Raw genomic sequence first — 12964 nt, forward strand, 5'->3', positions numbered from 1 at the left:
GGGTGGGGGGGCTGTGTTTTTTTTTATCTCCTTCTTGTGTTTTTTTTTGTTGGGGTGGCTCCACCCCCGCGTTAACCCCCCCCCCACAACGAGCGGACACGTTGCTTGGCTGTGGGGGAGTGGCCCGCCTTCTCAAGGCATGAGATACAATGCGCCGCCCTTCTCACCCACCGATGCAGCTCAGCCTTCGGGCGGAGCTACAAAAGCAGCAACAGCATGCTTCTCAGGGCATCTTGTCCATCGCGGGACCGCGTCCGCCTCGACTCGGCCGCTGAACCATCGCGGCCCGTCGGGTCAGTGACACCGCGGGTGATCAAAGCGGCACAGTGGCTGATCCGAGTGGGTGGCTCGGGTGGGCACTCCCGCCGCAGGATCCATGAACCTATCGTCGGGGCTGGCTTTCGTCGGCTGAGGTTCAGTCCGGTGAGTAGATGGCTAAGCCCATGACGCCCGCTCAGGAACAGTGCCCACAGGCCGTGCTGACGCTGATGACTCGTCGCTGACACAGGCACACACCCCGGCTCCGATTGATGCAGCACGTCGGGTGCGAGTCTTCTTTTATAAGAGGCGCCGAGCCTCCGTAAGCCTCTGACCTGCATATATGCGATGTTGATCATGCTCTGGCCGACACATTTGGTAGGTCGAAATGTTAACCTGGCCAGCACATTTGGCCTCAAAAGTAAGGCTCAGCCTAACTTTTCGAATCGGCCGTGCGCGCCGGAGAAACCGCAGGTCAGGGGAGTGCTGATTCCCGGTGAACACCCCGGCCGGTGACACCGATTCGATCAAAATGTGCTGCAGAACGAAACTGGAAGTTAGGCTCAGCCGAACTTCGGCTGTCTTCGTGCACTGAAAGTTCGGCTCAGGCAAACTTTTGAAGCGAGCGCGTCGCCCTCTCAGACTCGAAGCGTGTCGAGCCGTCAAAAGTAAGGCTCAGCCGAACTTTTGGGATAGCCTCGGACCGCCTGAGCAACAAGGAGGGTCCAGTGACATCTGAAACGCCGTCGCGCCAGCCGCGTCGGCCCCGAGCAGTGCCATCTCCCGCGTCCTCGCCGGAGAGCAACGCCGTGTTCGACGACATCCTGAATCTGTTGGGTGAGCAACTCGGCACGACTGCCCCGGAGACAACGCAGCCAAGGGCAGGCAAGCGCAAGCTCAAAGGCGTCACCTTCGAGTACGAGAACGACCCGCGATCCGTCCACAGCTTCGCCGGAGGCGCCGGCTACAGCCTCGCCAGCAACTGGTTCACGCAGCTGCTTCCCCAGCTCTTCATCGCCAACGGCATCACGAAGAGCCAGTTGTGCGTTTTCCTGTACGTAGCGGGCGGGCAGCGCCCCGGCACCGGGATCGCCGAGTACACCCAGCAGGAGATCACCGACGGCCTGAACGGACTCGCGGCCAAGAAGCCCGGCGCCAAGATGATCACCCGGCCCACCGTGAACCGTGCCGTCCGTACCCTCTGCGAATACAAGTGGCTCGAACCGGCTGGAAACGGAAGAATTCGACTCAACGTCACCCTCTGGTTCCAGGGCAACAGCACCGCCCAGCACGAGGTGCTCGCCCAGATCGCCGCGGACCATGATGACGATCCGACAGCGTTTCCGCACAGAATTGGTCCGGAGCTGGTTCACCACCAGGAAGCGCTGGACCTTAACCTGGATGGCGAAGTGCCCGAGCCTGTCAGAAGGAAGCGCACAGGGTGATGCCCGCTACCACGACAAGCCGATTCGATATGGAGGAAGGCACCGATGGCCGTTGCAGTCATGTCGCCGCTCGTCGCTGAGCGCATCTGGGCGCTGCCCATCGGAGCTGCCCCGGTGAAATTCCTTCAGTACCTGATCTTCCGCAGCGAGAACGGCGGCGCACTCCCGAGCCAGCGCGAGATGGCAGTGGAGTACAAGGTGAAGCCGCCCACCGTCAGCGCACTGATGGAGCCGCTGTTCGAGCTGAACCTCGTGCTGCGCTCCCGCGCCGAAGGCCGCGGAGGCAACCGCTACCGACTCCACCCACTCGCCGCCAAGTACGAGAGCGTGACGGACATGGAAGCCGCCTTCGCGTACGCCCTCGAAGAGATGAAGAGCGGCAAACTGCCCACCATCCACCTACCGGAATACCGAGCGGCACCGCCGACCGAAGGCCGCCCCGACCTCCGCATCGCCTGACCCGACAGAAGACAAAACAGAGGCCCCGCCATCTGGGATGGTGGGGCCTCTGTGCCTGAACAACAAGTTGTGCGCCTCACTATACCGGTACGCGCGACAGTCGGCGAGGCGCCGCCGTCGACAGCCCGCCACCCTTGACCGCACTGGTGCAACCAGCCCCCGACAGCGACCTCCGAACGCCTTGTTACGTTCCCACCATGTGCCCATGGAGGCACCGTCATACGGGGCCGAAACAGTGACGCGCATGAACACGAGCCCGAACACGAGACGGCGGGTCATCTCAGCGCTCCTGGCCCTGTCCGCCGCGGCCGCCGCCCTGGGAGCCCCTGGCACCGCGGCCGCCCAGGAACCATCCGGCACAACCGCCTCCGTCCCGCCGATTCGCTGGGGCGCCTGCCCCAAGGCCGATCCGCCCTACCCCGACCCCAGCCCGAGGGCCCAGTGCGGGACGGTCGAGGTGCCGCTGGACTGGTCGAAGCCGAAGGGCCCGAAGACCGGCATCTTCGTCGCCCGCTACCGAGCCACAGACCCCGCCCGAAGGATTGGCGTCCTCATGTCGAACCCGGGCGGCCCCGGGGCGGCCGGGGCCGACGACGCCCTGTACGCGGACGACCCCATCAGCGGGTACTCCGCGACCATGCTCCAGCGCTTCGACATGATCGGCTTCGACCCACGAGGCATCGGCCGCAGCGGTGCGGCCCACTGTGACGAGACGATCCTCGACTCGATCCCGGCCCGCCCGCGCAACGCGGCCGAGTTCGAGCAGCTCCGCACTTCGAACGGCCGCCTGGCGGCCGACTGCCTGAAGCGGACGGGCCCGCTCGCCGCCCACATGGACGGTGAGAGCGTCGTCCGTGACATGGATGCGATCCGTGCCGCCATCGGCGAACGCCGGATCAGCTTCCTCGGCCACTCCTACGGCACGTTCCTCGGCGAGCGCTACGCACGGCTCTTCCCGGGCAACCTCCGAGCACTGGCACTCGACAGCGCGATGGATCCGGACCAGCCGAACGCCGAGCGATACCTCATTGACGGCAGCGTCACCATCGACAGCACCCTGAAGCGGCTCGCGGCCTGGTGCAAGAAGGACGCAGCCTGCGCGCTCAAGGGCAAAGACCTGACAGCCGTCACCGACAATCTGTTCGCCCGCGCTGACGCGGGCACACTGCGCGAACCAGGCCCGGACGGACCGACACGGACCAAGGTCGACGCCGACAAGCTGTCCGACTTCCTCACCTTCGCACTCGGCAAGGGGAGCCCGGAAAGCACCGCGCAGCAACTGGCAGCCCTGTACACAGGAAAGGGCGAGGTCCGCTGGCTCGCCACCGGCACCGACCCTGTCTTCCGGCTCGTGCTGTGCCGGGACTACGACCTCCGGATCCGCGACTACGCCCAGTACCGGGCCATCCTGAAGAGGGCCGCGAAGGCCGCCCCGCACACCCGCTACAACGCCCAGGCCCTCGACACCATCCTCGGCTGCCAGGGCTGGACCATGCCGCCCAAGCCCCGGCCGGCCCGGGTCAAGGGCGACCTCCCACCCGTTCTCGTGGCCAACGCCACGCATGACCTGGCGACCCCCCTGCCGGGCGCGCAGCGAATGGCGAGCTCCTTCCCGAAGGCGTCCCTGTTCACGATGGACGTCGTGGGCCACTGGCTCTACCGCAGAGGCGGGACGGAGAAGGCGATGCGAGTGATCGACGCCTACCTCACCAACCCGAGAAGAACACTTCAGACCCAAAAGCACTAGCGGGCCCGGGCTCCCGCAGACCAACATGGAGCACATGAATGATCAACCCGCACGATGGACCCAGGCGACCGTCTACCCGGACATGTGGGCCGACCCGGACAAGGACTCCCGCAACAGCGAAGGAGTCGGCCCGGACGGCGAACTTCCAACCCTGCAGGGCTTCCTGACGGACTACCGCCTGACCTTGCGGATGAAGTGCGAGGGCCTGGACGCGGAGCAACTGGCGCGTCGGTCAGTGCCACCATCGACGATGTCGCTGCTCGGCCTGGTCCGACACCTCGCCGAGGTGGAACGGGACTGGCGCAACTGGATCAGCGACGGTGAGCCGCTGTCCAAGCTGTACGGCAAGCGCGACGCGGACTTCGACGAAGCCGTCGCCGATCAGACCCTGGTCGACGCTGCGTACGCCGACCTGGCGCGGGAACAGGCCGCGACCGACGCCGCGTTGGCCGAGCATCCAGATCTGGGGGAGCGCCTGGGCAAGGACGGGATCGCGGTCCGCGAGCTGATGGTGCACAGGGTCGAGGAGTACGCCCGTCACTGCGGGCACGCAGACCTGCTGCGCGAGTGCATCGACGGAAGAGTGGGCCAGTGAGCGGAGGCCGCCGTGGTCAAGCTCCACGGCGGCCTCCAGGGCCTGTCCGGCGAGAGCCGCAGGACAGACCCATGGTTCCGAGAAGGGCTAGCGCTTGAGCAGGAAGGCGAAGTCGCCGGAGAGCTTGCCACTCAGCCGGACTGTCGAGACGATCTTGCCCTTCGCGATCAGTCTTTCGACCTCGGCCCGCCAAAGACCACAGCCTTCAGCGATCAGCCGCACCGGCCGGACAGGAATCCGCGCCCCAAAGCGGACCGAGACGTCGATCACCTCGCGGTCCAGATGATCTGATCTGCCGGTGTCGAGGCGCCAGGCGTCGGTCCAGTCCAGAGCGATGCGATTACGACGCTGCACGACCGGGTCCTGGAGCAACTCGGCCGCCAGGCTGATGTCATTGCCATGCAGCCGGTCCAGCAGCTCAGGCGGTACGGAGCGCACATTCACCCGCTCCAGGACCGCGAGCTTTGAAGTCTCCCCGCAAGCGGTGCAGAGCACGAGGAGCCAAGCGTCGATGAGCTTGTGGTTTGCGTTGATGCGAAATTTGCCGTTTGCCCGGAAACGCTCGGACGTGCACGTGTGGCGACGGCGGAGAACGATCGGCAGGCAGGTGGGCATGACCACCCAGTTTTCGAGCACAGAAATACACCGATTTCAGTGAGAAGTCCGCAGCAAAAAGAAGCGCGGCGCACAAGCGCGACGCGCGACAGAACAGCGCACGGGAGATCTCACAGGGTGTACAACGGAACGTCCTTGCCTAGACGACTTGGCCCGGCAGCACGGTAATGGCGCACGTCGGCGCCGTGCCACTGGTTTTCGAGCGCCTCGATGCCAAGCTCTGTCCGGCGAATCATGGCCGAAGCCGGCCGGCAGGCCCGCCGGCTGTTGAACGCCAATCTTGGAAAGCATCGACGTCGCCGGTCTCAACGAAGTGTGTCCGCTGTGACGGAGTTTCGGGTATCCGGTAGTTCGGTTGTTGTGGCCTGGTGTTCTGTTTTTCGGGCGGGGATTTTGGTGTGGGGGAGGGGCGGGTGTCTTCGGAGCGTGGTGGAGGCGCGAGGCATTGCCGGTGCGGGTGAGATGAGGGCCGGCCGCGATGAGGTGGTTCAGCCGGTGGTACCAGCGGCCTGTCAGCCGGCTCCAGGTACGGTCAGGTTGCAGGTGAACATCCGCCTGGCGGACTCCAGCTGGCGTATGTGTCCCCAGGTGAACGGACGCAGGAAGTGATCCTGACGTTCGGCCGACCCGCCACACTCGTTCAGAGGACTGTGACCTTCGACTAAATGTCATGAGAATGAAGACAAGGCGCTGAAGCCAGCGGTTGTAACCAGGCCCGAGACGCTCAGTGGGCCGAGCGCCCGTTTCCACCTGCCGTACGCAGCATCCTCCGGCCCTTTCGTATCTGCACCCCGGTCGTCTACCGGCGCATCCCGAGCTGATCGAGGTCGGTTCGGCGTTGTTCGGGGAGTTTCGCGGCGCGCTTGCGGACGTTTTCGAGCCAGGTGCCGAGCTTGACCACCACGGGCTCGTCAGTGGCGTTCTGACGGCCTGTCGGGCCGCAGGTTGCTCGACGTGCTTGCGGGGGACTCTCAGGTGTCCTTCGCGGGCGTGGAACTGCCGTGCCGCCGAGAGGTTGAGGGCCCACTTCGAATCCTGCGTCTGCTTCACCGGCCGCTCATCCTCCTCGGTCGGTGTGATCCCGAAGGTGTTCTCCAGGACCCGCTGCTGTACGGGCAGCAGCGGATCCCACCCGAACCGCTGCGCGTTCACCCCGGCCGAGGGCCTCGCCCTGGACGACGACACGCCCGCAGCCTCCGGGAGGGTTCCGCCGGCCTGGACGTGGATCTGGACGAGCGGGTAGGAGCGCTGCCACGCGGTGTCCCATGCAGGGCACCATCCCGGGTCGATCGTGTCCAGCTCGTCCTGCCGCGCCTGGTTCATCGCGCCGGCCGCCGAGGGGACGGGGAGGCCGGCCGTACGGAGCTCCTCGTTCTCCCGCGCCCTGCGCGCCGCGGCCCTCGCGTTTTTCGCCCACACCCCGATCGGATGCCCGTCCCACGTTGCGGTGGTCGGCTGGAGGAAGTGCCCGTGGGCGGCGCCGTATTCCTTGGCGATGGCGCGCCCGTCCGCCCAGGCCGCGTCCTGTTCGGACCACACCATCCCGAGCTTTTCCAGCTCGGCCACCTGTCCGGCTTCCAGTGTCCCGGCCGTGTAGGCGCGTCGTTGGTCGGCGATCCATTGCCCGAGCGGGTATCCGCCGACGCCGCCCCAGCCCTCCGGGGTGACGAGCGTGTAGGGCACCCGCAGCACGGTGTTCCCGGTCTCGCGCAGCCACCGTCCGGCCGCCTCGATCCCGCGCCTCCGGCACGCCCCTTCCGGGTCGATGACCCGCAGCCGCACGAGCCGGGACGGCGGGGTCGCGTTCCTCGCTGAACCGCAGCACCCCGGCCGCCGCCCCACTCACCCGCACCCCCGCCCCGTCCCCATCCTCCAGGGCGTCCACGGTGTCCTCACCGTCGTGCTCCTGGTCCTGGTCGTCGGTGTCCTCCTGTCCGCTGCGGACGCGGAGATCGGCCAGTGCCTCGATGGTGTTCGTGTCGTGCGCCCGCAGGGCCCCGAGGACCTTCGAGAGGGTTTTGTAGGCGTCCGATGCCAGGATGTGACCCCGCAGCACCAGCTGCGTACGCGCAGCTGGTGGCGGGGCCCCGGGCGTTCATCGTCGTCGACGATTACGACCTGGTCGCCACGTCCTCCAACAACCCCATGGCGATGCTGGTCGACAATCTGCCGTGCGCCCGCGACGCCGGGTGAAGTTCATCATCGCCCGCAGCAGCGCGGGAGCGGGCCGCTCCTCGTACGAGCCCTTCATCCAGCGCTTCAAGGAGCTGGGCGCCCCTAGCGTCGTCCTGTCCGGTCACCCCGGTGAGGGCGAGCTCCTCGGCGACGTGAAGGCCCGCCCGCTGCCGCCGGGCCGCGGCCTGTTCGTCTCCCGCCGCAGCGCGTCTTCCCTGATTCAGACGGGCTGGCTGCCGACGGACCTGGACTGAGCAGGTCACCGCACAAAACGGAGGAGGGGGCGGCCCGGTCACGGGCTGCCTCTCTCTCGACGTCGAGGCGCCCCTCCTTACGCCGAGGCACCCGCGCCCTTCGCGCCGCCCGCGCCCAGGTTCCAGGGCAGGTCGGTGTACTTTCCCGGAGCGAAACGTTCGACTGCATCAACGATCAAGGCAGGGTGATTCGGCCTCCGCCGGCGCCAGAGGGAGTTTCCGAGCGAGTAGTGAACAACCATCCTCCGCCTGCCAACGGCGATCGGCTTCTCCGGGAGAGCCGCTTCCTTCAGCACCAACAGCAGCAGGCTCTGCCTGCTGTTGAACCGAACCTGGTCGATATCAGCCCACCGCACGGTCTCCGTGCCCCCACGCTGCACCTTGCTGATGCCCGCCGGATCGATGCGCAGGGCCGGATATCGCGACGCCAGGGCGATCAGCGGCAGCAGGGTCACGGCTCCCCCCAACACCGGTAGTCCCACATAGCCGGCGACACCCGCCTCACCCATGAAGCCCATGTCTTCACCCATGATCAGCACGCCGACCACAAAGAGAATGAGTCCTTCGAAGAGCACCAAGCAGAGCATCGCCGCGAGGGTCAAACCGAGGTAGAACCCGCCGCGGCGCGCCCGCTCAGCGGGGAGCCAAAGCCCTTCGGTGGTGTTGGAGGGTGTGGTCATGATGTTTCCTTCGTTGAGTCTCGGGCGGCGGGTACATGACGCACAGCTCCTCACCGGCGAAGCGTGATGGGACATCCCGTATGAACTGGGAGTTCTCGCTTCCGTGTCCGGGATGGATCTCAGTCTGGTGTCCGGGGGTGGGCGCTGTGGGCCGGGCCGATTCGGGTACTTCTATGGGGTGTTGAGAAGTGATGGCCAGGCGCTGGTGCTGGACAAGCAGTGTGGATTGGCTGGTCACTGGGGGAGGACTACCTGGTCAGAGAAGTGAAAGCTCCTAGGTCCGCGCCGGAATGGAGTGCACAAGACAGGTACCGGTCCCCGTTGACGGCGGGACGCAGCACGGCTGGGGCCTGTCTCGCCGTCGGGAAAAGCAGGGAATGAGCCAGTGTCAGCGGGTTCGGGAAGGGATTTGGAACGTTTCCTGTCCGTTCACCGACAGCAGCCGTTCGTGGAGTAGCAGTCCGAGGACCAGTTGCGGTCCCAGGATGCGCTTCATGCGCCAGAATCTGTTGAGGAGCGGACGTCAGGGCCGGAACTCTGCGTCCGGCTACTGCGAGGCGGCCGATGCCCAGGCGGACGGATGCACTGTAGATCGCGTTCATGGACATCACCCAACACGTCTGTGACCTGAACCTTGATGTCGAGAACAGACAATCGCTCAGCGGCCTTGGGACCCAGCGCGAGAACTTCCATCCCATCCCGGGGGTTGCTGGTCGTCGGTATGGCAGCTCCGCGATCGAGATGGAGGAGGTAGAAATCGCGGTCCCAGTCCAGTTCAAGTGCCGCAAGGGTTTCAAGTGCGGTGCGCCAGGAGATCCATCCGGTCGGGATCTCAACCTGGCCGCTATGCCGTGGCGATGCCTCCAGACGATAGGACACAGAGCGCACCACAGATCGTCCACCACCGGCGTTGATGAGGGACACGGTTCGCAAAGAGTCCGGCACCTTGTGGCTATGGCCCGGTTGTGCCGACCAACTGAGAACGGGCTGCAAGGTCTGAGACAGCTGGCTTCGAGTCACCACGATGCCGACGAGCAGTCCGACGATTGCGGCGCACGTGGACGTGTCAAGAACTGTAAGACGCCATGGCCATACAGTGTGATCCTGCTTGTCCAGATTCGTCTTGAGGATCTCCCAGGCCAGATCGATCAGTGCGAGGACAAGGAGTGTCCGAGGGAGTCGTTGGGTCCTACCGTTCGTCGAGACTCGACGTTGCGCCCACGATGTCTCGTCCACTTGCTCCCCCAGTTTCCGCGTAACCTCCCTCTCACCATGCCGTGCCCACCGGCCTGCGGCAATGCCGCACTCGGCCGGAGCGTTTCTCGTGAGGTGGGCCAACACGTCGACCAGGCATGCGGTCTGGGAGAGAGTCTTCGCGCAGCAGGGCCACTGCCCGGGACCATGCGTTGCCTTCGTGCTCCAGTCGGCCCGACCGCCCTTTTGAATGATGGTGATCAATGGTTGAGCCGACGACATCGAATCCGTCCGCGTCCTGTACTTCGTCGCCGTGCTGACCTCAATGCACCACTCAGCAGAGGGGCGTCTCGCGCCTCGCATCTGCACCCACAGCCGCTTTTTACCAGCGCATGCCGAGGTGGTCGAGGTCGGTTCGTCGTTGTTCGGTGAGTTTGTGGGCGCGTTTGCGTGTGTTGTCGAGCCATGTGCCGAGCTTGATGACCACGATCCCGTTAGCATTTGCTTGATGGCTTGCTGGGCCCGTTGTCCTCTCGGCTGTTGCTTTTTCCAGGTGTTCGATGTGTTTGCGGGGTACGCGCAGGTGTCCTTCTCGGGCGTGGTATTGCCGTGCGGCTGCGAGGTTGAGGGCCCACATGTCGTCTTGCGTCCTTCGTGCCGGCTGTTCGGCTTTTTCGGCGGGTTCGATGCCGAGGGTGTTTTCCAGGAGCCATTGCTGTGCGGGCAGGAGTTGTTCCCACCCGTGCTGCTGCGTGGTGACCCAGCGTCCGAGGTCTTCTCCTTGCACGATTGCTTTGCCGGCCGCTAGCGGTAGGGTTCCGCCGTTCTGGAGGAGGTTCTGGGTGAGGCGGAAGCACCGTTGCCATCCGGTGTCCCATGCAGGGCACCATCCCGGGTCGATCTCCTCCAGTGCTGCGCGTCGCGCTTCGGTCAAGGCACCTGCACTGGAAGGGACGGGGAGGCCGGCCTGCCTTCGCTGCACGACCGTGTCCGTGGTCCGGGCGGCGTATCGCTGGTTTTTGGTCCAGGTCCCGACGGGGTATCGGTCCCAGACGGCGGTGGTGGGTGGCAGGAGGTGTCCGTGCGCGGTGGCCCAGGCGCGGGCGGCGGTGAGGCCTTCCTCGAATGCGACGTCCTGGTGGGACCAGACCATGCCCAGCTCGTCGAGCTGTTCCACTCGTCCCGCATCCATATGTCCGGCTTTGTGGGATTTGCGCTGGTCGGTGAGCCAGGTCCCGAGTGGGAACCCGGCCGGCATCCAGGTATCGGGGGTGATGTAGTCGTATGGCACCCGCAGCTGCTGCGCTCCGGTCTCTTTCACGTACCGAACGCATGCCTGGATTCCGCGCCGCCAGAACGTGTTCTCCGGCTCGATGACCCGCAGCTTCACGAACTGTGCCAGCAAGGCAGGATCCCGGGGCGTGCTGAATTTCAGCAGCTCCTGCGCAGGCGTGCTCGGTCCCCGCTCACCCTCCGACACTTCCCGCTCAGCTACCGCCTCGCCTTCCCCGGCACCCTCCGAGTGCCAACTCCCGCTCCGGACACGAGGATCCGCGAGGTGCTCGATCGTTTCGGTGTCGTGCGCCCGCAACGCCCCGAGGACCTTCGCGAGGGTTCCATAGGCATCCGAGGTCAGTATTTCGTCCGGTGTTTCACCTGGTGCGAGGAATACGGGAACAATCAGAGAAGCAATCTTCCCTGCCCCCGGCTTCATTCTCAGGGCGCGTCCGACCATTTGCACGATATCGATCATCGACCCCCGTGCATCACAGAACGCGACGGAATCACAATTCGCCGTATCGACACCCTCACCCAACACCTTCGCCGAGCTGAGCACCCGCAACGCCGCCGGCACCAACCCCTTCCCCGACCCCCGCCCACCCCTGCCACCTCTGCCGCCTCCGCCATTCCTGCCATCCTTGTTGCGCCTCCCGAGGCCACCCTCGACCAGCTGCGCCCGCCCCTGCCCCTGGCCTTGGTTCGGGTTCGTGATGGTGTCGGAGGCGAACTCCTCCAGCACGGCACGCCGGTGGGCGGGCGGGTGTTCGCCGTACAGCCAGTCGGCCCATACCCGCTTCGGTTCCGGGTAGCGTCGCGGATCGTTTTCCCACAGTTTCCTGGCCGCGTCGACGATGCCTGTGGCCATGGCTTCGGCTTCGCTGACCCGGCTGTGGAATGTCAGTACCTTGCGCAGGTTCTCTTCGGCGGCCGCGGTCACGAGCCCGGTCTGCAGTGCCGCGAGCCGTGCTCCGCGTGCGGCGTCCGACCCGTACCCGGCCTCCTGGCGCAGCTGATGGAACTCCGGATCGGAAATATCGACGCACACCACCTGATACGGCGCCACCAACCCTCGGCTCACCGCCTGTGAGAGCGTCAGTTTGTATGCCACCGGCCCGAACACCCGCGACCCCGGGTCCATGCTCGCGGTCAACCGCGGCTCCCCGCCCTCACCACTCCGGGCGTGCTCGGGTGCTTCCCAGATCCGGGCCGTGGCGGTCATGTACAACCGGCGGGTCGCCGGCATCTTCGTCTGGTCGTGCACCGCGGCCCACGGCTTCCCGGCGTACCCACTGGTGCGGTGCGCCTCGTCGACGACCATCAGGTCAAACGCACCAAGCCCGGCACCATGGGCGCGCTGGAGGATGCCGAGGCCGATGGCGGCGTACGTGGCGAACACCGTCACCCGCTCCAAACCCCGTGCCCAGGCGACGAGTTCACCAGGATCGGTCGTGCACGGCATACCATCGGAGTCCTCCGCGCGGAGTGAGCAGGCCCCGATCATTGCCCCTGTACGGCCTCCTTCCCGCCATGCGGCCGTGGTCTGGGTGAGCAGGTCCAGTGTCGGCACGAGGACCAGGACATGCCGCGCGCCGAGTTTCTCGGCGGCCGCGACGGCGATCAGGGTCTTCCCGGAGCCGGTCGCGGCGATGACCTGGGTCCGCAGTCCCTCGGCCGGCAGGTGTCCGCTCGCAGGCGTCTGCAAGACCCTCAGAACCGCGTCGACCGCCTCCACCTGATGCGGAAACAACTCCTTCAGCGTCATCAAAAATTTCCTCTCCTCGACCGCTTCAGAGATATTTCCAAGCCAGAAAAGACCCGGATCCATGTACAGCAACATGTATTTCTTCAGCGACAGCCAGGACACAGACAACCGACCCCAGGGACAGCGGCAGGGTGTCGGCTCGCACTCCTTAATCTAGCTGGGTATAAAGAGTGACGCACGCCGACTGCAGAAGTGTTTCCGAACCGCCAGTCCGTCATCTGCGCAGGACTGTCCTTGCCAGCCCCTGAACCCTCCTGACAGGGACTCAAGGGACCAGAGAACAGGGAAGAAGCCCTGGACTTCACGACCCGTCACCGAACCTCCCAGCAAGACCATCCCAACCCGCCGCCCGGATCGCGGAGCGAGCCGGGCCGCAGTCAACGAAGTTGACTGCCCGGGCCACGGAGTGGACCGGCAACCCCGGGACGAAGTCCCGGGAACAACGCACGGAGTGCGTTGTCGTCTTCCGCCGCGTAGCGGCGGCGCGTCGTGTCTGCGG

Annotated in this window: 8 protein-coding genes and 2 pseudogenes; 5 read left to right on the top strand and 5 right to left on the bottom strand. The window is 65.6% G+C overall.

Annotation, left to right across the window (positions count from 1 at the left end; all coding sequences use genetic code 11):
• Nucleotides 1–1067 precede the first annotated feature (1067 nt).
• From ACFVH0_RS30775 to ACFVH0_RS30790, 4 genes are all read left to right on the top strand, one after another.
• Nucleotides 1068–1703, top strand: a complete 636-nt coding sequence (locus ACFVH0_RS30775) for a hypothetical protein (RefSeq protein ID WP_241196958.1) — start codon at nt 1068–1070, stop codon at nt 1701–1703.
• Nucleotides 1704–1748: 45 nt separating this feature from the next.
• Nucleotides 1749–2162: a hypothetical protein gene (locus ACFVH0_RS30780; protein WP_358947658.1), complete on the top strand. Its 414-nt coding sequence runs from the start codon at nt 1749–1751 to the stop codon at nt 2160–2162.
• 244 nt (nt 2163–2406) lie between these two features.
• Nucleotides 2407–3909 carry an alpha/beta fold hydrolase gene (locus ACFVH0_RS30785; protein ID WP_385825520.1) on the top strand — a complete coding sequence of 501 codons (1503 nt, stop codon included), beginning with the start codon at nt 2407–2409 and terminating at the stop codon, nt 3907–3909.
• 25 nt (nt 3910–3934) lie between these two features.
• Nucleotides 3935–4504, top strand: coding sequence for a DinB family protein (locus ACFVH0_RS30790; RefSeq protein ID WP_385825522.1), 570 nt, complete (start codon nt 3935–3937; stop codon nt 4502–4504).
• Nucleotides 4505–4591: 87 nt separating this feature from the next.
• Here the strand turns inward: ACFVH0_RS30790 and ACFVH0_RS30795 are convergent, their stop codons facing one another.
• From ACFVH0_RS30795 to ACFVH0_RS30805, 3 genes and pseudogenes are all read right to left on the bottom strand, one after another.
• The gene (locus ACFVH0_RS30795) at nt 4592–5140 is read right to left on the bottom strand and encodes a DUF1062 domain-containing protein (protein ID WP_385825524.1); all 549 of its coding nucleotides are present in this window, start codon (nt 5138–5140) and stop codon (nt 4592–4594) included.
• Nucleotides 5141–5229: 89 nt separating this feature from the next.
• Nucleotides 5230–5397 (bottom strand): hypothetical protein, encoded by a 168-nt coding sequence (locus ACFVH0_RS30800; RefSeq protein ID WP_385825532.1) that lies wholly within the window; start codon nt 5395–5397, stop codon nt 5230–5232.
• A 1018-nt stretch (nt 5398–6415) separates the two neighbouring features.
• A pseudogene (locus ACFVH0_RS30805) lies at nt 6416–6961 on the bottom strand (helicase associated domain-containing protein); the annotation flags it as partial.
• Between the two features lie 196 nt (nt 6962–7157).
• Here ACFVH0_RS30805 and ACFVH0_RS30810 point away from each other — a divergent pair.
• Nucleotides 7158–7548: pseudogene (locus tag ACFVH0_RS30810) on the top strand (hypothetical protein); the annotation flags it as partial.
• Between the two features lie 77 nt (nt 7549–7625).
• Here ACFVH0_RS30810 and ACFVH0_RS30815 read toward each other — a convergent pair.
• Complete coding sequence (locus tag ACFVH0_RS30815) at nt 7626–8228, bottom strand: PH domain-containing protein (RefSeq protein ID WP_385825526.1); 603 nt, start codon at nt 8226–8228, stop codon at nt 7626–7628.
• Nucleotides 8229–9804: 1576 nt separating this feature from the next.
• Nucleotides 9805–12567 carry a Helicase associated domain protein gene (locus ACFVH0_RS30820; RefSeq protein ID WP_385825528.1) on the bottom strand — a complete coding sequence of 921 codons (2763 nt, stop codon included), beginning with the start codon at nt 12565–12567 and terminating at the stop codon, nt 9805–9807.
• Nucleotides 12568–12964: the final 397 nt, after the last annotated feature.

Origin of the sequence: Streptomyces sp. NPDC127117 (genome assembly GCF_042677325.1) — a bacterium.
Taxonomy (GTDB): domain Bacteria; phylum Actinomycetota; class Actinomycetes; order Streptomycetales; family Streptomycetaceae; genus Streptomyces.